Origin of the sequence: Pelomonas sp. CA6 (genome assembly GCF_022549225.1) — a bacterium.
GTDB lineage: Bacteria > Pseudomonadota > Gammaproteobacteria > Burkholderiales > Burkholderiaceae_C > Roseateles.
Genome location: NZ_JAKZFD010000009.1, coordinates 166,679 through 189,599, shown reverse-complemented (window position 1 = coordinate 189,599; position 22,921 = coordinate 166,679). Strand labels below are relative to the sequence as shown.

Below are 22,921 nucleotides of genomic sequence, written 5' to 3'. Positions count from 1 at the left end.
GACAAGATGGCAGTCACCCTGACCGAAGCCGCCGCACGGCATGTGACCCGCTACATCAGCAAGAGAGGGCGTGGCGTGGGCGTGCGCCTGGGTGTGAAGACCACCGGCTGCTCGGGCTTGGCCTACAAGCTGGAGTACGCCGACGAGATCGCGCCCGAGGATGTGGTCTTCGAGGGTCATGGCGTCAAGGTGCTGATTGACCCCAAGAGCCTGCCTTACCTGGATGGCACCGAGCTGGACTTTGTCCGCGAGGGGCTCAACGAGGGCTTCAAGTTCCGCAACCCGCGCGAGAAGGACCGCTGCGGCTGCGGCGAGTCCTTCCGCGTCTGACGATGGATTGAGCCGACGGGCCTGACGGAGGCGGTCCTGCAGGCGTACGCCCGGGGCGAGCTTCCACCGAGGCGCGGCAGGGCCGCGCTTTTTCATTCCGGAGCCGCCTGCCGGCGTCCGAGACAGCGACAAGCCTGATGCCATGAAGCTAGACGACGACGATTTCAGCCTGTTCGGCCTGCCGCAGCGCTTTGCGCAGGACGGCGCGGAAATCGCCGCGCGCTGGAAGCAACTGGCGGCCCGCGTGCATCCCGACAAATTCGTTGCCGAGGGCGGCGCGGCCCAGCGCATGGCCATGCAATGGGCTTTGCGCGTCAACGAGGCGCATCAGCGCCTGCGCGACCCGCTCAAACGCGCCGCGTATCTGTGCGAGTTGCGCGGCGCGCCCATCCAGGCGCATGAGAACACGCGCATGCCGGCATCCTTCCTGATGGAGCAGATGCAGTGGCGCGAGGCGCTGGACGAGGCCGCCGATGCCGAAACCGTGCAGCGGCTGGATGACGAAGTTGCGCAGCGCGAGCGTGCGCTGTTGGCCGAGGCGGGGCGGCAGCTGGACGAGTTGGGCGAGCCCGCCGCCGCCGCCCAGGCGGTGCGGGCTTTGATGTTCATCACCCGGTTCCGCTCCGACATCGATCAACGCTTGGAAGCGTTGGGACAATAAGACCATGGCATTGCTACAGATTTCCGAACCCGGCGCATCTCCCGACCCGCATCAGCGCCGCATTGCAGTGGGCATAGACCTGGGGACGACCCATTCGCTGGTGGCCGCGATGCGACACGGCGTCGCCGAATGCCTGCCGGACGAGCAGGGGCGGGTGATCCTGCCGTCCGCGGTGCGCGTGCTGCCCGAGGGGCGACGCCAGATCGGCTTCGACGCGCTGGCCGCGCAGGGCGAGGACCCGGAAAACACCATCGTCTCGGTCAAGCGTTTCATGGGGCGCCGCGTAGTCGATGTGGCCGACCGCGCGAAGCTGCCCTATCAGTTCGAGGACACGCCGGGCATGCTCAGCCTGATGACGCGCGAGGGTGCCAAGTCGCCGGTGGAAATCTCTGCGGAGATTCTGGCCACCCTGCGCCAGCGCGCCGAGGACAGCTTCGATGATGACCTGTTCGGCGCGGTGATCACCGTGCCAGCCTATTTCGACGACGCGCAGCGCCAGGCCACCAAGGATGCGGCCCAGCTCGCGGGTCTGAATGTGCTGCGCCTGATCAACGAACCGACGGCCGCCGCCATCGCCTATGGGCTGGACAACGGCAGCGAGGGGCTCTATGCCGTCTATGACCTGGGCGGTGGCACTTTCGACATTTCGCTGCTGCGCCTGACGCGCGGTGTGTTCGAGGTCGTCTCCACCGGTGGCGATGCCCAGTTGGGAGGCGACGACTTCGACCGCGCGCTGGCCGACTGGGCCCTGGCGCAGGCCGGGCTCATCGCGGTCAGCGCCCAGGATAAGCGCCGCGTGCTGGTCGCCGCGCGCCGGGCCAAGGAGGCGCTGACCGACGCGGACCGCAGCACCCTGAGCGCCGAGCTTTCAACCGGGGCACTCAGCCTGGAGGTCAGCCGCGTCCAGTTCGAAACGCTCACCCAGCCCCTGGTGGCGAGGACCCTGGCCGTGGTGCGCCGCGTGCTGCGCGATGCCCGGGTGCGCCCCGAGGACGTGCAAGGGGTCGTGATGGTGGGCGGCTCCACGCGCATGCCCTGCGTACGCCGCGCGATCGGCGATCACTTCGGCCCCGACGGCGCGGCCAAGGTGTTGACCAATCTGAATCCGGACGAAGTGGTCGCGCTGGGCGCCGCCATCCAGGCCAACCTGCTGGCCGGCAATAACAGCGACGGTGAGATCCTGCTGCTGGACGTGATCCCGCTGTCGCTGGGGCTGGAGACCATGGGCGGCTTGGTCGAGCGCATCATCGAGCGCAACGCCACCATCCCGGTGGCGCGCGCCCAGGACTTCACCACCTTCAAGGACGGCCAGACCGCGCTGGCGCTGCATGTGCTGCAGGGCGAACGCGAGTTGGTCAGCGAGTGCCGCTCGCTGGCGCGCTTCGAGCTGCGTGGGATTCCGCCCATGGCCGCCGGGGCCGCGCGCATACGCGTCAGCTTCCAGGTCGACGCCGACGGCCTGCTCAGCGTGTCGGCCCAGGAACTGGGCTCCGGCGTGCAGGCGTCGGTTCAGGTCAAGCCCAGCTACGGGCTGTCCGACGAACAGATCGCCGGCATGCTGCGTGAAGGCTTCGACAGCGCCGAGTCCGATATGCAGGCTCGCAAGCTGCGCGAGGCCCAGGTGGAGGCCGAGCGCATGCTGCTCGCCACGCAGAGCGCGCTGGCGGCCGACGGCGACCTGCTGTCGGAGGCCGAGCATGCCGATATCGCGGCGCTGGCCCATCGCATGGTGGAAGCGGCGGCCGGCAGCGATGCCAACGCCATCGAGGCCGCCACCGAGGCGCTGGCCAAGGGCACCGAGGCCTTTGCCGCCGCGCGCATGAACCGCGGCATTCAGCAAGCCCTGACCGGGCGCAGCATCGACCAGGTCTGAGTCAGCATCAGGACAACCCATGCCCATCATCAAGATCCTTCCCCATCCCGAGTACTGCCCCGAGGGCAAGACGGTGCAGGCGCCGGCCGGCACCTCCATCTGCGAGGCTCTGCTGGACAACGGCGTGGAGATCGAGCACGCCTGCGATCAGGTCTGTGCCTGCACCACCTGCCACGTGATCGTGCGCGAGGGCTTTGCCTCGCTGTCCGAGATGGAGGAGAACGAGGAAGACATGCTGGACCGCGCCTGGGGGCTGGAGGCCAACTCGCGCCTGTCCTGCCAGGCCATCCTGGCCAACACCGACGTGACGGTGGAGATCCCCAAGTACTCCATCAACCACGCCAAGGAAAAGCACTGAGCATGCGGGTCCTGGGCATCGAATCTTCCTGCGACGAGACCGGCGTGGCGCTGGTCGACGCCAGCGGCGCCGGCACGCCGCGGCTGCTGGCGCATGCGCTGCACAGCCAGATCGCGATGCACCAGGCCTACGGCGGCGTGGTGCCGGAGCTGGCCTCCCGCGATCACATCCGGCGCGTGTTGCCCCTGACCCGCGAAGTGATGCAGCAGGCCGGTTGCCGCCTGCAGGACATTGACCTCGTGGCCTACACCCAGGGGCCGGGGCTGGCTGGCGCGCTGCTCGTGGGCGCGGGCGTCGCCGTGTCGCTGGCGGCCGCGCTGGAGCGGCCCACGCTGGCGGTCCATCACCTCGAAGGGCATCTGCTGTCGCCCTTTCTGTCGGCCGATCCGCCAGAGTTCCCCTTCGTCGCGCTGCTGGTTTCTGGCGGCCACACCCAGCTGATGCGGGTGGACGGCGTGGGTGTGTACGAGTTGCTGGGCGAGACCATCGACGACGCGGCCGGCGAGGCCTTTGACAAGAGCGCCAAGCTGCTGGGGCTGCCCTATCCGGGTGGGCCGCACCTGGCGCGCCTGGCGGAGCAGGGCGATCCGACGGCCTTTGCGCTGCCGCGGCCGCTGCTGCACAGCGGCAAGCCTGACTTCAGCTTCGCCGGGCTCAAGACCGCGGTGCTGACCCAGGTCCGTCGCCTGGGCGAGGGCATCACCGACGCGCAGCGCGCCGATCTTGCGGCGTCCACGCAGGCCGCCATCGTCGAAGTGCTGGTGAAGAAGTCGCTGCTGGCGTTGAAGGAGTCGGGGTTGCGGCGACTGGTTGTGGCCGGCGGCGTGGGGGCCAACAAGCGCCTGCGTGAGCAGCTGGATGCCCAGTGCGCTCGGCGCGGCGTGCGCGTCCACTATCCCGAGTTGCACCTGTGCACCGACAACGGCGCGATGATCGCGATGGCCGCGGCGCTGCGCCTGCGCGCCGGGCTGGCCCGCACCGAGACCAGTGGTGCCTTCGAGGTGCGCCCCCGTTGGGACCTGGCGGCGGCGTGAAGCGGCGATCGCTGCTGGCGGCCGCCGCGCTGGCCTGCGCACAGCCCGCGCGCGCCGCGGGCGAGCCGATCCGGCTGGCGCTGATCGAAGGCTTGTCCGGCCCCTTCGGCAATGCGGGCGAGGCGGTCCATCGCAATCTGGTCTGGGCTGTCGAGCGCGTCAATGCGCGCGGTGGTGTCCGGTTGCCGCAGGGCGCGAGGCCGCTGGCCCTGCTGCGCATGGACAGCAAGGGCTCGGCCGAGGAATCGCTGGCGCTGATGCGCGGCGCGATTGAGCAGGGCGCGGGATTCCTGCTGCAAGGCAACAGCTCGGCGGTGGCCGGCGCCATGCTGGCCGCGCTGGACAAGCACAACGCGCGCGAACCGGGGCGACGCGCGCTCTTTCTCAACTACGCGGCCGTCGATCCGGTGCTCACCGAGCAGCAATGCAGCGTCTGGCATTTCCGCTTCGACGCCCATGCCGACATGCGCCTGGCCGCGCTGGTCGAGGTGATCGCGCAGGACCGCCGCCTGCAGCGTCTCTATCTGATTGGCCAGGACTACAGCTTCGGTCAGCATGTGCTGCGCCGCGCGCGCGAGATGCTGGCGCAGCGCCGGCCCGACCTGCAGATCGTCGGCGACGAGCTGCATCCGATGGGCCGGGTGCGCGATTTCCTGCCCTATGCGTCCAAGATCCGCGCCAGCGGTGCCCAGGCGGTGCTGACCGGCAACTGGGGCAACGACCTCACCTTGCTGATCAAATCCACCCGCGATCTCGGCCTGGACACGCGCTTCTACACCTTCTATGGCAATGCGCTGGGCGTGCCCGCCGCGCTGGGCGAGGCGGGCGTGGATCGCGTGCTGGCGGTGGCGGAGTGGCATCCGAACATGGGCGATGCGGCCAGCGAGCGCTTTTATGCGGCCTTCCGTGCCCGCTTTTCGCGGCCCGAGCACGACTATCTGCATGCCCGCATGCAGCTGATGGTGGAGATGCTGGTGGCCGCGATGGAACGCGCCGGCAGCACCGAGGCGCTGGCGGTGGCGCGCGCGCTCGAGGGGCTGAAGCTGGATGGCCGTCCCTTGGGGATCGCCCATCAAGGCTGGATGCGGCCGACGGACCACCAGCTGCAGCAACCCCTGGTGGTCAGCGTGATGCGGCGCGCCGGGGAGGGCGGTGTGGCGCACGACAACGAGGGTTCGGGCTATGGCTTCCGCACGCTGCGTTTCCTGAGCGCCGAAGAGGCCCAATTGCCCAGTCGCTGCCGGATGCGCCGGCCCGGTTGAGCGGATAGGCTATACTCCACGGGTTTTCCTGCAAGTGCGCCTCGCGCCAAGCTGCTTGGGGCGAGTGCTTGAAGGAAAACACAGCACGGCATGGGTCGGTTTCACCTGTGTCCGCAAGTCCAACCTACGGAAACCGTTCGCGTATCCCGGCGCAGAAGAATTCTTTCTGCGTTGCGCTGCCGGCGGCACTCCGATCCAGCAAGGAACGCATCATGGCAGTCGCCGATCTGAACAAGGCCGAAATCGTCAAGGCCAACGCCCGCAGCGCCAACGACACGGGGTCTCCCGAAGTCCAAGTGGCCCTGCTGACCGCCCGCATCAATGAGCTGACCCCCCACTTCAAGCTGCACGCCAAGGATCACCATGGCCGTCGCGGTCTGCTGAAGATGGTCAACCAGCGCAAGAGCCTGCTGGCCTACCTGAAGAGCAAGGACGCCTCCCGCTACACCGCGCTGATCCAGAAGCTGGGCCTGCGCAAGTAATCGCGCCGCGAGCATGAAGAGCCTGTCTGGATGTACACGCCAGCACAGGCTCTTTGTCCTTCATCGTTTTGTTCTTCGCTACTGGAGTTGAGCTGACGTGGCGGATGTGTCATTCCACGGTGCCTGCGCTGCAGGTCCTCTGGAATGGCATCGCGCCAAACCCAGCCCCACTCCCGGTTTTTAGCGGCGCACCGCAAGCGCCCGAACACTAGAGGAGATGCGCATGAGCATGTTCAACAAAGTCACCAAGACCTTCCAATGGGGTCCCCATAGCGTGACGATGGAAACGGGCGAGATCGCCCGTCAGGCCAGCGGCGCCGTGCTGGTCAACATCGAGGACACCGTGGTGCTGGCCACCGTGGTGGCGCGCACCGAGGCCAAGCCGGGCCAGGACTTTTTCCCGCTGACGGTCGACTACATCGAGAAGACCTACGCTGCTGGCAAGATCCCGGGCAGCTTCTTCAAGCGTGAAGGCCGCCCCAGCGAGCTGGAGACCCTGACCAGCCGCCTGATCGACCGCCCCATCCGTCCGCTGTTCCCCGAGGGCTTCTTCAACGAAGTGCAGGTGGTGATCCACACGCTGTCGCTGAACCCCGAGGTGCAGGCCGACATCGCCGCGATGATCGCGACCAGCGCCGCGCTGGCCGTCTCCGGCATTCCGTTCAACGGCCCGATCGGCGCCGCGCGCGTGGGCTATGTGAATGGCGAGTACGTGCTGAACCCGGGCAAGACCCAGCTGGCCGATTCCAAGCTGGACCTGGTGGTCGCCGGCACGGAAGCCGCCGTGCTGATGGTGGAATCCGAAGCCGATCAGCTCAGCGAAGACCTGATGCTGGGCGCCGTGGTCTATGGCCATGATCAAGGCAAGATCGCGATCGCCGCGATCAACGAGCTGGTCCGCGAGGCCGGCAAGCCGGCCTGGAACTGGACCGCCCCGGCCAAGAACGAGCCGTTCATCGCCAAGGTGACCCAGCTGGCCGAAGAGCCGCTGCGTGCCGCCTACCAGATCCGCTCCAAGCAGGCGCGTACCCAGGCTTGCCGCGAGGCCTATGCCAAGGTCAAGGAAGCGCTGAGCGCCGAGGGCGTGGAATTCGACGGCGTCGAGGTCGACGGCCTGCTGTTCGAGATCGAAGCTCGCATCGTGCGCAGCCAGATCCTGGCCGGCGAGCCGCGCATCGACGGTCGCGACACCCGCACCGTGCGCCCGATCGAGATCCGCTCCGGCGTGCTGCCGCGCGTGCATGGCTCATCGCTGTTCACCCGTGGTGAAACGCAGGCGCTGGTCGCCGCGACCCTGGGTACCGACCGCGATGCGCAAGTCATCGACGCGCTGGCCGGCGAGTACAGCGAGCGCTTCATGCTGCACTACAACATGCCTCCGTTCGCCACCGGCGAGACCGGCCGCGTGGGCAGCCCCAAGCGCCGCGAGATCGGCCACGGCCGCCTGGCCAAGCGCGCGCTGGTCGCGGTGCTGCCGAGCAAGGAAGAGTTCCCGTACTCCATCCGCGTGGTGTCCGAGATCACCGAGTCCAACGGTTCGTCGTCCATGGCCTCGGTCTGCGGCGGCTGCCTCTCGCTGATGGACGCGGGCGTGCCGCTGAAGGCGCACGTCGCCGGCATCGCGATGGGCCTGATCAAGGACGGCAACCGCTTCGCGGTGCTGACCGACATCCTGGGTGACGAGGACCACCTCGGCGACATGGACTTCAAGGTGGCCGGCACGACCACCGGCGTGACCGCGCTGCAGATGGACATCAAGATCCAGGGCATCACCAAGGAAATCATGCAGGTCGCGCTGGCTCAGGCCAAGGAAGCCCGTCTGCACATCCTGGGCAAGATGGTCGAGGCCGTCGGTGGCGCGAAGACCGAGATCTCGGAATTCGCCCCGCGCCTGTACACCATGAAGATCAATCCGGAGAAGATCCGTGACGTGATCGGCAAGGGTGGCGCCACCATCCGTGCGCTGACCGAAGAGACGGGTACGCAGATCGACATCGCCGAAGACGGCACGATCACCATCGCGTCGACCGATGGCGCCAAGGCCGAGATCGCCAAGAAGCGCATCGAGGAGATCACCGCCGAAGCCGAGGTGGGCAAGGTCTACGAGGGCCCGGTCACCAAGATCCTGGACTTCGGTGCCCTGGTCAACATCCTGCCTGGCAAGGACGGCCTGCTGCACATCAGCCAGATCGCGCATCAGCGCGTCGAGAAGGTGACCGACTTCCTGAGCGAAGGCCAGATCGTCAAGGTCAAGGTGCTGGAGACCGACGAGAAGGGCCGCATCAAGCTGTCGATGAAGGCGCTGATCGACCGCGATGCGCCGATGGCCGCACAGGCCGCCGCGCCGGAAGCCCCGGCTGGCGAAGGTGCTGCCGAGTAAGCGACGGCGATGAAAGCCCTGGCGATCAGCCGGCCCGGCGGGCCGGAGGTGCTGCAGCTGGTGGAGTGGCCCGTGCCGCAGCCCGGGGCAGGCGAATGCCTGATCCGGGTGCAGGCCTACGGCGTCAATCGACCGGACGTGCTGCAGCGCAAGGGCGCTTATCCACCGCCGCCCGGGGCCAGCGAGCTGCCCGGGCTGGAGGTGGCGGGCACCGTCGCCGAGGGCGATGCCGCGGCACTGGCCGAGGCCGGCCTGAAGATCGGCGACGCGGTCTGCGCGTTGGTCGCGGGTGGCGGCTATGCCGAGCTGTGCACGGCGCCGGTGGCGCAATGCCTGCCGGTGCCCGCGGGCTGGAGCATGGCCGAGGCGGCCAGCCTGCCGGAGACCTTCTTCACCGTGTGGAGCAATGTCTTCGAGCGCGCGCGCCTGCAGCCAGGCGAGAGCCTGCTGGTCCATGGGGGCAGCAGCGGCATCGGCGTCACCGCGATCCAGCTGGCCAAGGCCCTGGGGTCGCGCGTGCTGGTGACGGTGGGCAGCGCGGCCAAGGCCGAGGCCTGCCGGCGTCTGGGCGCTGACGTGGCGATCAACTATCGCGACGAGGACTTCGTGGAGGCCGTGAAGACCGCCACCGAGGGGCGCGGCGTCGACGTGATCCTGGACATGGTTGCCGGGGCCTACGTGGCGCGCAACGTGCAGTGCCTGGCGGACGATGGCCGCGCGGTGATCATCGCGGTGCAGGGTGGGGTGAAGGCGGAGTTCGATGCCGGGCAGGTGCTGCGCCGGCGTCTGACGATCACCGGATCCACGCTGCGTCCGCGTCCCGTGGCGTTCAAGGCAGAGATTGCCCGTGCGCTGCGCGAGCGGGTCTGGCCGCTGCTGGAAAGCCGGCGCGTCGCGCCGGTGATCTATCGCCAGTTCCCGGCCACCGAGGCGGCCGCGGCCCATGCCCTGATGGAGTCCGGCGAGCACGTGGGCAAGATCGTGCTGTGCTGGTGAATTGAATTCGGAGTCTCAGATGCGCAAGAAACTGGTGGTGGGCAACTGGAAGATGCATGGCAACCGCGCGTCCAACGCGCTGCTGCTGGCGGGCCTGAAGGAGCTGGGCCCCTGGAGCGCCCAGGTGGCCGTCTGCGTGCCCTTTCCCTACATCACCGAAACGGCGCTGGCGCTGACCGGCCAGCAGGTGCAATACGGTGCCCAGGACTGCTCGGCCCACGAGCAGGGCGCCTACACCGGCGAAGTCTCGTCGGCGATGCTGGCCGACCTGGGCTGTCGTTATGCCATCGTCGGCCACTCGGAGCGCCGTGCCTACCATCGCGAAGGCGATCAGTTGGTCGCGGACAAGGCCAAGGCCGCGCTGGCGCACGGCGTCACGCCCATTGTCTGCGTCGGCGAGACGCTGGAGGAGCGCGAGGCCGGGCGCACCGAGGAAGTGGTCAAGCGCCAGCTTGCCGCGGTGGTCCACACGTTGACGCACTGCATTGGCGAGATCGTGGTGGCCTATGAGCCGGTCTGGGCTATCGGCACGGGACGCACCGCCACGCCGGAGCAGGCTCAAGCGGTGCATGCGCTGCTGCGCCAGCAACTGCGTGCGGCGACGCAGAAGGCCGAACAGATGCAGATCCTGTATGGCGGTAGCGTCAAGCCGGACAACGCCGCCGAGCTGTTTCGCCAGCCGGACATCGACGGCGGTCTGATCGGTGGCGCCTCGCTGAAGGCGGCGGACTTCGCCGCGATCTGCCGCGCCGCGGGCTGAGTCTCGGTCCGGCAACGAGTTTTTCGGAGAAAGAAGAATGCAAGTGATGATGAACCTGGTGCTGGTGGTGCAACTGTTGAGCGCGCTGGCAATGATCGGTCTGGTGCTGGTGCAGCACGGCAAGGGCGCCGACATGGGCGCGTCCTTTGGCAGCGGTGCGTCGGGCAGCCTGTTCGGTGCCACCGGCAGTGCCAACTTCCTGTCGCGCAGCACCGCGGTGTGTGCCACGCTGTTCTTTGTTTGCACGCTGGCACTGGCCTATCTGGGCAGCCATCGGCCCTCGGCCGCGCCGGGCGGCGGCAGCGAACTGGACGAAGCGGCCCCGGCCGTGGTGGTGCCCGCGGCCTCCGGCGCGGCTGCCATTCCTGGCGTGGCACCGGCTCCGGCTCCGGCGGCCTCGCGCTGAACGCACAGCGGCCGTCTCGAGAGTCAAGCAACAAAAAGCGCAGCAACTCTCTGGAGGCTCTGTAAAAACGGTATAGAATGCAAGGCTGTCTGAGGTGCTGAACTTCAGACGAAATTGCAAAGCCGACGTGGTGAAATTGGTAGACACGCTATCTTGAGGGGGTAGTGGCGAAAGCTGTGCGAGTTCGAGTCTCGCCGTCGGCACCAAATACAAATACAAATGACCTGGGGTGCAGGGTATCTGTCAGATTGGGCGGGTATCGTGCGATGACAGTGTCGGGCGCCCTGTGGCGGTTCCGAAGAGGAGTCGGGACCGCGAAAGGGGACACAAGCGGGCGCGGTCCGTGAGCGATTGAAGAATCGCCTGCGGCGCGCCCGTTGCTTTTGGTCAATCCTCGGCCCCGTGGGGTCGGTCGTGCAGCGAATTACAAGAGAAGGGCAGATCCGTGAGCCTGGAGCAATATCTCCCCGTCATCCTTTTCATTCTGGTCGGTGCCGTCGTGGGTATCCTGCCCCAGGTGCTGGGTTTCGTGCTCGGCCCGCGTCGTCCCGACGCCGCCAAGAACTCTCCGTACGAATGCGGCTTCGAGGCCTTTGAAGACGCGCGCATGAAGTTCGACGTGCGCTACTACCTCGTCGCCATTCTCTTCATCCTGTTCGACCTGGAAATCGCTTTCCTGTTCCCGTGGGCGGTTTCGCTGCGCGAGATCGGCGCGGCGGGCTTCTGGGCCATGATGGTTTTCCTGGGCATTCTGGTCGTTGGCTTTGCCTACGAATGGAAAAAGGGCGCGCTGGACTGGGAATGAGCTGTGGTCCCGGCCGGCGGGTCGGGGCAGGGACGGCAGGCGCTTGCTGAGCGACCTGCGCAAGCTGGGGCTCCTGGAGCCCCATCGCTGCGAATGAATGGAATCACGCTATGGGCATTGAAGGCGTTTTGAAGGAAGGCTTCGTCACCACCTCGGTCGACAAGCTGATCAACTGGTCCAAGACGGGCTCCCTGTGGCCCATGACCTTCGGTCTGGCCTGCTGCGCGGTCGAGATGATGCACGCCGGCGCGGCACGCTACGACATCGACCGCTTCGGCATGCTGTTCCGCCCCAGCCCACGCCAGTCCGACCTGATGATCGTCGCCGGCACGCTGTGCAACAAGATGGCGCCGGCGCTGCGCAAGGTCTACGACCAGATGGCCGAGCCGCGCTGGGTGCTGTCGATGGGCTCCTGCGCCAACGGCGGCGGTTACTACCACTACAGCTACTCCGTGGTGCGCGGCTGCGACCGCATCGTGCCGGTGGACGTCTATGTCCCTGGCTGTCCGCCCACCGCCGAGGCGCTGCTGTACGGCATCCTGCAGCTGCAGGCCAAGATCCGCCGCGAAAACACCATCGCACGCTGAGCACATGAGCAAACTCGATAACTTGCAGGCGGCGCTTGAGTCCGTCCTGGGTGGCCAGATCGTGTCCCTGAAGCGCGAACTGGGCGAGATCACCATCACCGTGGCGGCCAAGGATTCGCTGAATGTCGCCAAGCTGCTGCGCGATCACTCGGAGCTGCGCTTCGAGCAACTGATCGACCTCTGCGGCGTCGACTACAGCAGCTACAAGGATGGCGCTCACGAAGGCCCGCGCTTCGCGGCGGTGTCGCACCTGCTGTCGGTGAACAAAAACTGGCGCCTGCGCCTGAAGGTGTTCGCGCCGGACGACGATTTCCCCAGCGTGCCCGCGCTGACGCCGATCTGGAACGCGGCAAACTGGTTCGAGCGCGAGGCCTTCGACATGTTCGGCATCATCTTCGAGGGCCATGAGGACCTGCGCCGCATCCTGACGGACTACGGCTTCATCGGCCACCCGCTGCGCAAGGACTTCCCGACCACGGGCCACGTCGAGATGCGCTACGACGCCGAGCAGAAGCGCGTGGTCTACCAGCCGGTGACCATCGAGCCGCGCGAGATCACGCCGCGCGTGATCCGCGAAGAGAACTACGGCGGGCTGTGATCCGGCATAGAGGTTGAGATGGCAGAAATCAAGAACTACACGCTGAACTTCGGCCCGCAGCACCCGGCCGCACACGGCGTGCTGCGCCTGGTGCTCGAGCTGGACGGCGAAGTCATTCAGCGCGCCGACCCGCACATCGGCCTGCTGCACCGCGCCACCGAGAAGCTGGCCGAGAGCAAGACCTACATCCAGTCGCTGCCCTACATGGACCGCCTGGACTACGTGTCCATGATGGCCAACGAGCACGCGTACTGCCTGGCGATCGAGAAGATGCTGGGCATCGAGGTGCCCGAGCGCGCCCAGTACATCCGCGTGATGTTCGCGGAGCTGACCCGCATCCTGAACCACCTGCTGTGGTTGGGCTGCCATGGTCTGGACTGCGGCGCGATGAACATCCTGATCTATTGCTTCCGCGAGCGCGAGGACATCTTCGACATGTACGAAGCGGTCTCGGGCGCGCGCATGCATGCAGCCTATTTCCGTCCGGGCGGCGTGTACCGCGACCTGCCGGACAGCATGCCGCAGTACAAGGTCAGCAAGATCAAGAACGCGAAGACCATCGCCCAGCTCAACGAGAACCGCCAGGGCTCGCTGCTGGACTTCATAGAGGACTTCTGCAAGCGCTTCCCGAAGAACGTCGACGACTACGAAACCCTGCTGACCGACAACCGGATCTGGAAGCAGCGCACCGTGGGCATCGGCGTCGTTCCGCCTGAGCGCGCGCTGAACCTGGGCCTGACCGGCGCGATGCTGCGCGGTTCAGGCATCGCCTGGGACCTGCGCAAGACCCAGCCCTACGACGTCTACGCGAAGATGGACTTCGACGTGCCGGTGGGCACGAACGGCGACACCTACGACCGCTATGTGGTGCGTGTCGAGGAAATGCGCCAGTCCTGCCGCATCGTCGAGCAGTGCGTGAAGTGGCTGCGTGCCAACCCGGGCCCGGTGATCACCGACAACCACAAGGTGGCGCCGCCGTCGCGCGTGGCGATGAAGTCCTCGATGGAAGAGCTGATCCACCACTTCAAGCTCTTCACCGAAGGCTTCCGCGTGCCCGAGGGCGAGGCCTATGCCGCGGTGGAACATCCCAAGGGCGAGTTCGGCATCTACATCGTCAGCGATGGCGCCAACAAGCCCTACCGCCTGAAGATCCGCGCGCCGGGCTTCTCGCATCTGGCGGCCCTGGACGAGATGTCCCGCGGCCACATGATTGCCGATGCCGTGGCCGTGATCGGCACGATGGACATCGTGTTCGGCGAAATTGACCGTTGAGTGGTGAGCGCGATGAGCAGCAGCACTGAAACCGTAGACACCGGCTTCGTCCTGAGCGAGGCCACGAAGGCGCGCTTCGCCCGCGAGGTCGCCAAGTATCCCGCCGAGCAGAAGCAGTCGGCCGTGATGGCCTGCCTGTCCATCGTCCAGCAGGAGCAGGGCCATGTGTCCCGCGCCGCCGAGGACGCGATTGCCGACTACCTGGGCATGCCCGCGATCGCGGTGTACGAGGTCACGACCTTCTACAACATGTACAACCAGCGGCCGGTGGGCAAGTTCAAGCTCAACGTCTGCACCAACCTGCCGTGCCTGCTGCGCAATGGCCAGCAGGCGCTGGACCATCTGCTGCACAAGCTCGGTGTGGACGAGGGCGGCACCACCGCCGACGGCGTCTTCACCGTGCAGAAGTGCGAATGCCTGGGCGCCTGCGCCGATGCGCCGGTGATGCTGGTCAACGACCGCCAGATGTGCTCCTTCATGAGCCACGAGCGGCTCGATGAACTCGTGGACACGCTGAAGGCCCACGCCGCCAAGAACTGAGGGCAAGCATGCTGGATCTCTCCAAGTTTCAAAGCAAGGGCGTCGAAACCTGCTTCCACGGCCGCCATATTGGCCCGCAGATCTATGCCGACCTGAACGGCGGCAACTGGTCGCTGAAGGACTATGAAGTGCGTGGCGGCTATGCCGCGCTGCGCAAGATTCTGGGCAAGGACGGCGGTGCCGGCCTGACGCAGGACCAGGTGATCGCCGAGGTCAAGGCCTCCGGCCTGCGCGGCCGCGGTGGCGCGGGCTTCCCCACCGGGCTGAAGTGGAGCTTCATGCCGCGCCAGTTCCCGGGACAGAAGTACCTGGTCTGCAACTCCGACGAGGGCGAACCGGGCACCTGCAAGGACCGCGACATCCTGATGTACAACCCGCACATCGTGATCGAAGGCATGGCCATCGCGGCCTACGCCATGGGCATCACGACGGGCTACAACTACATCCACGGCGAGATCTTCGAGGTCTACGAGCGCTTCGAGGCCGCGCTGGAAGAAGCCCGGGCCGCCGGCTATCTGGGCGAGCGCATCATGGGCTCGGACTTCAGCTTCCAGCTCCACGCCCACCATGGCTTCGGCGCCTACATCTGCGGCGAGGAAACCGCGCTGCTGGAATCGCTGGAAGGCAAGAAGGGCCAGCCGCGCTTCAAGCCGCCGTTCCCGGCCAGCTTCGGCCTGTACGGCAAGCCGACCACGATCAACAACACCGAGACCTTCGCCGCGGTGCCCTGGATCATCCGCAACGGCGGCCAGCCCTATCTGGAGATCGGCAAGCCCAACAACGGTGGCACCAAGATCTTCTCGGTCTCTGGCGACGTCGAGCGTCCGGGCAATTACGAGATCCCGCTGGGCACGCCGTTCTCCAAGCTGCTGGAGCTCGCCGGTGGCGTGCGCACCGGCCGCCAGCTCAAGGCCGTGATTCCCGGCGGCTCGTCGGCCCCGGTGCTGCCGGCCAGCGTCATGATGGACTGCACGATGGACTATGACTCCATCGCCAAGGCCGGCTCCATGCTGGGCTCGGGCGCGGTGATCGTGATGGACGACAGCCGCTGCATGGTCAAGAGCCTGCTGCGCCTGTCCTACTTCTACGCCCACGAATCCTGCGGCCAGTGCACGCCCTGCCGCGAGGGCACGGGCTGGATGCACCGCGTGATCGAGCGCATCGCGCACGGCCAGGGACGTCCCGAGGACATCGATCTGCTGAACTCGGTCGCCGACAACATCCAGGGTCGCACGATCTGCGCCTTGGGCGACGCCGCGGCCATGCCGGTGCGCGCGATGCTCAAGCACTTCAAGCACGAGTTCGTCGCGATGATCGAGGCGGCACAGAAACAGAAGGCCCAGACGCCGATCGCCGCCTGACGCGGTGCCGGTGAGGACAAGCTATGGTTGAAATCGAAATCGACGGCAAGAAGGTCGAGGTGCAGGAAGGCAGCATGGTCATGCATGCCGCCGAAAAGTCCGGCACCTACATCCCGCACTTCTGCTATCACAAGAAGCTCTCGATCGCGGCCAACTGCCGCATGTGCCTGGTCGAGGTGGAGAAGGCGCCGAAGCCGCTGCCCGCCTGCGCCACGCCGGTGACCCAGGGCATGATCGTCCGCACCAAGAGCGACAAGGCGATCAAGGCCCAGCAGGGGGTGATGGAGTTCCTGCTCATCAACCACCCGCTGGACTGCCCGATCTGCGACCAGGGTGGCGAATGCCAGCTGCAGGACCTGGCCGTGGGCTATGGCGCCAGCCAGTCGCGCTATAGCGAAGAAAAGCGCGTCGTCTTCCACAAGAACGTCGGTCCGCTGATCTCCATGGAGGAGATGAGCCGCTGCATCCACTGCACCCGCTGCGTGCGCTTCGGTCAGGAGATCGCCGGCCAGATGGAGCTGGGCATGGCCCACCGCGGCGAGCACAGCGAGATCCAGACCTTCGTCGGCCGCACCGTCGATTCCGAGCTGTCGGGCAACATGATCGACATCTGCCCGGTCGGCGCGCTGACCAGCAAGCCTTTCCGCTACAGCGCCCGGACCTGGGAGTTGTCGCGCCGCAAGAGCGTTAGCCCGCACGATTCCACCGGGGCCAACCTGGTGGTGCAGGTCAAGAACAACCAGGTGATGCGCGTCGTTCCGCTGGAGAACGAGGACGTCAACGAATGCTGGATCGCCGACCGCGACCGCTTCTCGTACGAGGCGCTGAACGGCGACGAGCGCCTGAGCGCGCCCATGCTGAAGCAGGGCGGCCAGTGGAAGACGGTGGACTGGACCACCGCGCTGGAATACGTGGCCAACGGTCTGAAGCAGATCAAGGACCAGCACGGCGCCGCCAGCATTGCCGCGCTGGGCTCCGAGCACAGCACTGTCGAGGAACTGCACCTGCTGGCGCAGCTGGTGCGCGGCCTGGGCAGCGAGAACATCGACACCGAGCTGCGCAAGGCCGACGCCGGCCTGCGCGCCGGCCATGGAAAGGCCTTCTGGCTGGGGCGCCCCATCGCGTCGCTGTCCAAGCTGGACGCGGCCTTCGTGATCGGCTCCTTCCTGCGCAAGGATCACCCGCTGTTCGCGCAGCGTCTGCGCCAGGCGGCCCGCCATGGCGCGCAGATCGTCGCGCTGGGCGGCATGGCCGATGACTGGCTGATGCCGGTCGCCGCGCGCATCAGCGCCGCGCCGTCGAACTGGGTGCAGCAGCTGGCCAACGTGGCCGCCGCTGTGGCGCAGAGCACCGGCGCCAACGCACCGCTGGCCGGCGAGGCCACCGACGAGGCGCGCGCCATCGCCGCCGCGCTGCTGTCGGGCGAACAGAAGGCGGTGCTGCTGGGTAACGCCGCCGCGCAGCATCCGCAGGCGAGCAGCCTGCTGGCATTGGCGCAGTGGATCGCCGCGCAGACCGGCGCCAGCGTGGGCTTCCTGTCCGCCGCGGCGAACACCGTCGGCGCCCAGCTGGTGGGAGCGCGCCCGGGGCAGGGCGGTCGTTCCGCCGTGGAACTGTTGGAGGCCACATCGGCCAAGGCGCTGCTGCTGTTGAATGTGGACCCGGTGTTGGATGGCGCCAACCCGTCGGCCGCCGCCAAGGCGCTGGACGCCGCCGAGATGGTCGTCGTGATGAGCCCGTTCAAGAGCGGTCTGGACTACGCCGACGTGCTGCTGCCCGCCGCGCCGTTCACCGAGACCTCGGGTTCTTTCGTCAACGCCGAAGGCCGCCTGCAGAGCTTCGTCGGCGTCGTCAAGGCGCTGGGCGAGACCCGTCCGGGCTGGAAGATCCTGCGTGTGCTGGGCAATCTGCTGGGTCTGTCGGGCTTCGAGTTCGACAGCTCGGAACAGGTGCGCCAAGCGGCACTGGGCCACGGCGAGCTGTCCGCCCGCCTGGACAACACGACCGGCGTGGCGCCAGTCCTGCCGGCCGCCGCGGCCGGCCTGGAGCGCCTGAGCCCCGTGCCCATCTACGCCACCGACGCGATGGTGCGCCGCGCGAGCAGCCTGCAGCTGACCCGCGATGGGCGCGACGCCGCCATCGTGGGCCTGCCCACCGCGCTGTGCCAGGAGCTGGGACTTGGCGAGCAGGGCGGCCTGGTGCGGCTGAGCCAGGACGGCGCCGGCGAGGCGCTGCTGACGGCTCGCGCCGAGGCTTCGCTGCCCGCCAACGTGGTGCGCGTGCCGGCCGGCCTGCCCGAGACCGCGCCGCTCGGCGCGATGTTCGGCAGCCTGCGCGTGAGCAAGGCGTAATCAGGAGTTGAGAGACTAGAACATGGACAACTTCTACAACGCTGGCGCGGCCTTCTTCAACGGCTACTCGCCGCTGATCTGGCCGGTGCTCTGGAGCCTGCTGAAGATCATCGCGGTCGTCGCGCCGCTGATGGTCTGCGTCGCCTATCTCACGCTGTGGGAGCGCAAGGCCATCGGCTGGTCGCAGATCCGTCCCGGCCCCAACCGCGTGGGCCCCTACGGCCTGCTGACCCCCATCGCCGACGCGGTCAAGCTGATCTTCAAGGAGATCATCACGCCGGCGGCGGCGAACAAGGGCCTGTTCTTCCTCGGCCCCATCATGACCATCATGCCGGCGCTGGCCGCCTGGGCGGTCGTGCCCTTTGGTCCGGACGCCGCGGTGGCCAATGTCAACGCCGGCCTGCTGTTCCTGATGGCCATCACCTCGCTGGAGGTCTATGGCGTGATCATCGCCGGCTGGGCCTCGAACTCGAAGTACGCCTTCCTGGGCGCACTGCGCGCCTCGGCGCAGATGGTGTCCTACGAGATCGCGATGGGCTTCGCGCTGGTGATCGTGCTGATGGTGACCGGCTCGATGTCCATGACCGACATCGTCGTGAGCCAGACCAAGGGCTGGTTCGCCACGCATGGCCTGAACTTCCTGTCCTGGAACTGGCTGCCGCTGCTGCCCGTCTTCGTCGTCTACTTCATCTCTGGCCTGGCCGAGACCAACCGCCACCCCTTCGACGTGGTGGAAGGCGAATCGGAGATCGTCGCCGGCCACATGATCGAGTACTCGGGCATGTCCTTCGCGATGTTCTTCCTCGCCGAGTACGCCAACATGATCCTGGTGTCGGCGCTTTCGGTGGTGATGTTCCTGGGCGGCTGGTCGGCGCCGATCTCCTTCAACCTGCTGGGCATGGAGACGCCGGCCTTCATCCAGAACAGCATGGCGTTCTGGAACTGGTTCTGGCTGTTCGCCAAGACCTTCATCGTCGTGACCATGTTCCTGTGGGTGCGCGCGACCTTCCCGCGCTTCCGCTATGACCAGATCATGCGTCTGGGCTGGAAGATCTTCATCCCGATCACGCTGATCTGGCTGGTGATCGTGGGTCTGTGGATCCAGTCCCCGTTCAATATCTGGAAGTGATTCCGAGGTGTCCGCTGTGAGCTCCATCAAGGACCTACTCAAGAGCTTCATGCTCACCGAGCTGTTCAAGGGCATGGCCCTGACCGGCCGGCATTTCCTGTCGCGCAACATCACGGTGCAGTTTCCGGAAGAGAAGACGCCGCTGTCGCCGCGCTTCCGTGGCCTGCATGCGCTGCGCCGCTATGAAAACGGCGAAGAGCGCTGCATCGCCTGCAAGCTGTGCGAGGCGGTCTGCCCGGCGATGGCCATCACCATCGAATCGGATGTGCGTGACGACGGCTCGCGCCGCACGACGCGCTACGACATCGACCTGACCAAGTGCATCTTCTGCGGCTTCTGCGAGGAAAGCTGCCCGGTGGACTCGATCGTCGAAACCAACATCTTCGAATACCACGGCGAGAAGCGTGGCGACCTCTACTTCACCAAGGAAATGCTCCTGGCGGTGGGGGATCGCTACGAAAAGGACATCGCTGCCAGCAAGGAGGCCGACGCCAAATATCGTTGACCCCTCGCCCAGGGCTGCCGCCCTGGACGCTCCCCGGGGATGCCGAAGACAGCCGGCCAGGGCCTCCTGTCTTCGGCGCGTGGCTGCAAAGGGTCTGACCTGGCGCGGCCCGTCAGGCGGCTCTCAAAGCCCCGGGGCAACGAATTTGTGGGAACACCATGGATACCACCACCGCACTGTTCTACGTCTTCTCGGCCGTGTTGCTGGGTGCCTCGTTCCGTGTGATCACGGCGCGCAGCACCGTGCACTCGGCCCTGTTCCTGATCCTCGCTTTCTTCAACGCCTCCTGCATCTGGATGCTGCTGAAGGCCGAGTTCCTCGCCATCACGCTGGTGCTGGTGTACATCGGCGCCGTGATGGTGCTGTTCCTGTTCGTCGTGATGATGCTGGACTTCAACTCCGACGCCGTGCGCCAGGGGTTCTGGAAGCATCTGCCGTTGGCCGGGCTGGTCGGCGCCTTCATCGCGCTGGAGATGGCGGCCATCCTGATGGGGGGCTTCCGTGTCAGCGAGGTGCCGGCGCTGGACGCCGCGGCCGCGAAGATGGGCAACGCCAAGCTGCTGGGCATTGCGATCTACACGGACTATCTGTTCCCGCTGCAGATTGCCGCGGTGCTGCTGCTGGTGGCCATCATCGCCGCCATCGCGCTGACGCTGCGTGAGCGCAAGGACTCGCGCGCCCAGAACCCGTCCGAACAGGTGAAGGTCAAGAAGGGCGACCGCCTGCGCATCGTCAAGATGGCGCCGACCGTCGAAGCCCCGGCGGCCGCCGCCGACAAGAACGAAGGAGCTGCATGATGGGCGCGCTGACCCTGGGCCATTTCCTGACGCTGGGCGCGTTTCTGTTCGCGCTGTCGGTGATCGGCATCTTCCTGAACCGCAAGAACCTGATCGTGCTGCTGATGGCGATCGAGCTGATGCTGCTCGCCGTCAACCTGAACTTCGTGGCCTTCTCCCACTACATGGGCGACATGGCCGGCCAAGTGTTCGTGTTCTTCATCCTGACCGTGGCGGCCGCCGAATCCGCGATCGGCCTGGCCATCCTGGTCGTGCTGTTCCGCAACCGCAGCAGCATCGACGTGCAGGAGCTGGACGCGCTGAAGGGCTGATGACCTGAATCGACGAGACAGCCAATAGTCGAAACCTTCAGGATTTGGGCGAGAAAACAATGTCTGCACAACTCTCACAGAACATGCTGCTGGCGGTGCCGCTGGCGCCGCTGGTCGGCGCCATCGTGGCCGGCCTGTTCGGCAAGCAGGTGGGGCGCCGGGGCGCCCATGTCGTCACCATCCTCGGCGTGCTGATTGCCTTCGTGCTGTCGGCGATCACGCTGAAGGCGGTGGCGCTGGATGGCGCGCGCTTCAACCAGACCGTCTACGAATGGATGGTGCTGGGCGGGCTGAAGATGGAGGTCGGTTTCCTGATCGACGGCCTGTCGGCGATGATGATGTGCGTGGTGACCTTCGTGTCGCTGATGGTGCACATCTACACCATCGGCTACATGGAGGAAGACCCCGGCTACCAGCGCTTCTTCAGCTACATCTCGCTGTTCACCTTCTCGATGTTGATGCTTGTGATGAGCAACAACATGCTGCAGCTGTTCTTCGGCTGGGAAGCGGTGGGCCTGGTTTCCTACCTGCTGATCGGCTTCTGGTACACCAAGCCGACCGCCATCTTCGCCAACATGAAGGCCTTCCTGGTCAACCGGGTCGGCGACTTCGGCTTCATCCTGGGCATCGGTCTGCTGGTGGCCTACGGCGGTTCGCTGAACTACACCGAGACCTTCGCGAAGGCGGGCGAGCTGGCACAGATCAAGTTCGCCAGCCCCATCCTGACCGGCATCTTCGGCTCGGAGTGGATGCTGCTGACCGTGGCCTGCATCTGCCTGTTCATCGGCGCGATGGGCAAGAGCGCGCAGTTCCCGCTGCATGTCTGGCTGCCCGACTCGATGGAAGGCCCGACCCCGATCTCCGCGCTGATCCACGCCGCCACCATGGTGACGGCCGGCATCTTCATGGTCAGCCGCTTCAGCCCGCTGTTCGAGCTGTCCGACACGGCGCTGAACTTTGTGATGGTGATCGGCGCGATCACGGCGCTATTCATGGGCTTCCTGGGCATCATCCAGAACGACATCAAGCGCGTGGTCGCCTATTCCACGCTGTCGCAGCTGGGCTATATGACGGTGGCGCTGGGCGCCTCGGCCTACTCGGTCGCCGTGTTCCATCTGATGACGCACGCCTTCTTCAAGGCGCTGCTGTTCCTGGCCGCCGGCTCGGTGATCATCGGCATGCACCATGACCAGGACATTCGCAACATGGGCGGCCTGCGCAAGTACATGCCCATCACCTGGATCACCTCGCTGCTGGGTTCGCTGGCGCTGATCGGCACGCCGTTCTTCTCCGGCTTCTACTCGAAGGACTCCATCATCGAGGCGGTGCACGCCAGCCATCTGCCCGGCGCCGGCTTCGCCTATTTCGCGGTGATCGCGGGCGTGTTCGTGACCGCCTTCTACAGCTTCCGGATGTATTTCCTGGTCTTCCACGGCAAGGAGAACTTCCATCACAAGCCCTTCCCGGGCGAGCATGACCACCACGACGACCATGGCGAGCACCATGAGCCGCACGAGTCGCCGTGGGTGGTGACGGTGCCGCTGATCCTGCTGGCCATCCCGTCGGTGGTGATCGGTTACCTGACCATCCAGCCCATGCTGTATGGCGACTTCTTCAAGGACGCCATCTTCGTCAACGGCGCGCAGCACCACGCGATGGCCGAGCTGGCCGAGGAGTTCCACGGCGCGCTGGCGATGGCGCTGCACTCGCTGAGCACGCTGCCGCTGTGGCTGGCCATCGGCGGTGTCGCGACGGCCTATGTGTTCTACATGGTGGCGCCGTCCATCCCGGCGACGCTGGCGCGCGTGCTGCGTCCGCTGATCACGGTCATGGAGAACAAGTACTACATGGACTGGATCAACGAGAACATCTTCGCCGCCGGTGCGCGTGCCCTGGGCACGGGCTTCTGGAAGGCGGGGGACCAGGGCCTGATCGACGGTGTGCTGATCAATGGTTCGGCACGCACGGTCGGCGGCATCGCGGGGCTGGTGCGCCGCGTGCAGACCGGCCATCTGTACTGGTATGCGCTGGTGATGATCCTGGGTGTCGTCGGTCTGATGACCTGGCAGCTGTGGCCTTACATGGGCCCTCAATTCAAGGCCCTGCTGGGTCTGTGACGGGGG

Annotated in this window: 23 protein-coding genes and 1 tRNA gene; all 24 read left to right on the top strand. The window is 66.3% G+C overall.

The window, feature by feature from the left end; all coding sequences use genetic code 11:
• The first annotated feature begins 6 nt into the window (after positions 1 to 6).
• Positions 7 to 330, top strand: a complete 324-nt coding sequence (iscA, locus tag LZ017_RS16005) for an iron-sulfur cluster assembly protein IscA (protein ID WP_241397889.1) — start codon at positions 7 to 9, stop codon at positions 328 to 330.
• A gap of 142 nt (positions 331 to 472) precedes the next feature.
• Entirely contained in the window at positions 473 to 991 is a 519-nt protein-coding gene (gene hscB, locus LZ017_RS16000; RefSeq protein WP_241397888.1) for a Fe-S protein assembly co-chaperone HscB, read from the top strand.
• A 4-nt stretch (positions 992 to 995) separates the two neighbouring features.
• The gene (gene hscA, locus LZ017_RS15995; protein WP_241397887.1) at positions 996 to 2,864 is read left to right on the top strand and encodes a Fe-S protein assembly chaperone HscA; all 1,869 of its coding nucleotides are present in this window, start codon (positions 996 to 998) and stop codon (positions 2,862 to 2,864) included.
• 19 nt (positions 2,865 to 2,883) lie between these two features.
• Positions 2,884 to 3,222 (top strand): ISC system 2Fe-2S type ferredoxin, encoded by a 339-nt coding sequence (fdx, locus tag LZ017_RS15990; protein WP_241397886.1) that lies wholly within the window; start codon positions 2,884 to 2,886, stop codon positions 3,220 to 3,222.
• A 2-nt stretch (positions 3,223 to 3,224) separates the two neighbouring features.
• Positions 3,225 to 4,256 carry a tRNA (adenosine(37)-N6)-threonylcarbamoyltransferase complex transferase subunit TsaD gene (gene tsaD / locus LZ017_RS15985; protein ID WP_241397885.1) on the top strand — a complete coding sequence of 344 codons (1,032 nt, stop codon included), beginning with the start codon at positions 3,225 to 3,227 and terminating at the stop codon, positions 4,254 to 4,256.
• Positions 4,253 to 5,518 carry a branched-chain amino acid ABC transporter substrate-binding protein gene (locus LZ017_RS15980; protein ID WP_374109933.1) on the top strand — a complete coding sequence of 422 codons (1,266 nt, stop codon included), beginning with the start codon at positions 4,253 to 4,255 and terminating at the stop codon, positions 5,516 to 5,518. Before tsaD ends, LZ017_RS15980 begins: the two co-directional genes overlap by 4 nt.
• 212 nt (positions 5,519 to 5,730) lie before the next feature.
• Positions 5,731 to 6,000, top strand: a complete 270-nt coding sequence (gene rpsO, locus LZ017_RS15975; protein ID WP_241397884.1) for a 30S ribosomal protein S15 — start codon at positions 5,731 to 5,733, stop codon at positions 5,998 to 6,000.
• A gap of 223 nt (positions 6,001 to 6,223) precedes the next feature.
• Positions 6,224 to 8,380: a polyribonucleotide nucleotidyltransferase gene (gene pnp / locus LZ017_RS15970; protein ID WP_241397883.1), complete on the top strand. Its 2,157-nt coding sequence runs from the start codon at positions 6,224 to 6,226 to the stop codon at positions 8,378 to 8,380.
• Positions 8,381 to 8,389: 9 nt separating this feature from the next.
• Complete coding sequence (locus tag LZ017_RS15965; RefSeq protein WP_241397882.1) at positions 8,390 to 9,376, top strand: NAD(P)H-quinone oxidoreductase; 987 nt, start codon at positions 8,390 to 8,392, stop codon at positions 9,374 to 9,376.
• Positions 9,377 to 9,395: 19 nt separating this feature from the next.
• A complete protein-coding gene (gene tpiA / locus LZ017_RS15960; protein WP_241397881.1) occupies positions 9,396 to 10,136 on the top strand; it encodes a triose-phosphate isomerase in 741 nt (246 codons plus the stop codon).
• A 37-nt stretch (positions 10,137 to 10,173) separates the two neighbouring features.
• Entirely contained in the window at positions 10,174 to 10,542 is a 369-nt protein-coding gene (gene secG, locus LZ017_RS15955; RefSeq protein WP_241397880.1) for a preprotein translocase subunit SecG, read from the top strand.
• Between the two features lie 121 nt (positions 10,543 to 10,663).
• Positions 10,664 to 10,748: transfer RNA gene (locus tag LZ017_RS15950), tRNA-Leu, on the top strand.
• A gap of 239 nt (positions 10,749 to 10,987) precedes the next feature.
• Complete coding sequence (locus tag LZ017_RS15945) at positions 10,988 to 11,347, top strand: NADH-quinone oxidoreductase subunit A (protein WP_241397879.1); 360 nt, start codon at positions 10,988 to 10,990, stop codon at positions 11,345 to 11,347.
• Positions 11,348 to 11,457: 110 nt separating this feature from the next.
• Positions 11,458 to 11,934 carry an NADH-quinone oxidoreductase subunit B family protein gene (locus LZ017_RS15940; protein WP_046113908.1) on the top strand — a complete coding sequence of 159 codons (477 nt, stop codon included), beginning with the start codon at positions 11,458 to 11,460 and terminating at the stop codon, positions 11,932 to 11,934.
• Between the two features lie 4 nt (positions 11,935 to 11,938).
• On the top strand, positions 11,939 to 12,532 hold the full coding sequence (locus tag LZ017_RS15935; RefSeq protein WP_241397878.1) for an NADH-quinone oxidoreductase subunit C: 594 nt from the start codon (positions 11,939 to 11,941) through the stop codon (positions 12,530 to 12,532).
• A gap of 18 nt (positions 12,533 to 12,550) precedes the next feature.
• Positions 12,551 to 13,804, top strand: a complete 1,254-nt coding sequence (locus tag LZ017_RS15930; RefSeq protein WP_241397877.1) for an NADH-quinone oxidoreductase subunit D — start codon at positions 12,551 to 12,553, stop codon at positions 13,802 to 13,804.
• Between the two features lie 12 nt (positions 13,805 to 13,816).
• Positions 13,817 to 14,344, top strand: a complete 528-nt coding sequence (gene nuoE, locus LZ017_RS15925; protein ID WP_241397876.1) for an NADH-quinone oxidoreductase subunit NuoE — start codon at positions 13,817 to 13,819, stop codon at positions 14,342 to 14,344.
• Positions 14,345 to 14,352: 8 nt separating this feature from the next.
• A complete protein-coding gene (gene nuoF / locus LZ017_RS15920; RefSeq protein ID WP_241397875.1) occupies positions 14,353 to 15,705 on the top strand; it encodes an NADH-quinone oxidoreductase subunit NuoF in 1,353 nt (450 codons plus the stop codon).
• 23 nt (positions 15,706 to 15,728) lie between these two features.
• Positions 15,729 to 18,056 (top strand): NADH-quinone oxidoreductase subunit NuoG, encoded by a 2,328-nt coding sequence (gene nuoG / locus LZ017_RS15915; protein WP_241397874.1) that lies wholly within the window; start codon positions 15,729 to 15,731, stop codon positions 18,054 to 18,056.
• Positions 18,057 to 18,078: 22 nt separating this feature from the next.
• Entirely contained in the window at positions 18,079 to 19,185 is a 1,107-nt protein-coding gene (nuoH, locus tag LZ017_RS15910; protein ID WP_241397873.1) for an NADH-quinone oxidoreductase subunit NuoH, read from the top strand.
• A 7-nt stretch (positions 19,186 to 19,192) separates the two neighbouring features.
• Positions 19,193 to 19,690 carry an NADH-quinone oxidoreductase subunit NuoI gene (gene nuoI, locus LZ017_RS15905; protein WP_241397872.1) on the top strand — a complete coding sequence of 166 codons (498 nt, stop codon included), beginning with the start codon at positions 19,193 to 19,195 and terminating at the stop codon, positions 19,688 to 19,690.
• Between the two features lie 158 nt (positions 19,691 to 19,848).
• The gene (locus LZ017_RS15900) at positions 19,849 to 20,487 is read left to right on the top strand and encodes an NADH-quinone oxidoreductase subunit J (protein WP_241397871.1); all 639 of its coding nucleotides are present in this window, start codon (positions 19,849 to 19,851) and stop codon (positions 20,485 to 20,487) included.
• Complete coding sequence (nuoK, locus tag LZ017_RS15895) at positions 20,487 to 20,798, top strand: NADH-quinone oxidoreductase subunit NuoK (protein ID WP_241397870.1); 312 nt, start codon at positions 20,487 to 20,489, stop codon at positions 20,796 to 20,798. The genes LZ017_RS15900 and nuoK overlap by 1 nt, the downstream gene beginning before the upstream one ends.
• Positions 20,799 to 20,857: 59 nt before the next feature.
• Positions 20,858 to 22,915, top strand: a complete 2,058-nt coding sequence (gene nuoL, locus LZ017_RS15890; protein ID WP_241397869.1) for an NADH-quinone oxidoreductase subunit L — start codon at positions 20,858 to 20,860, stop codon at positions 22,913 to 22,915.
• Positions 22,916 to 22,921 lie beyond the last annotated feature (6 nt).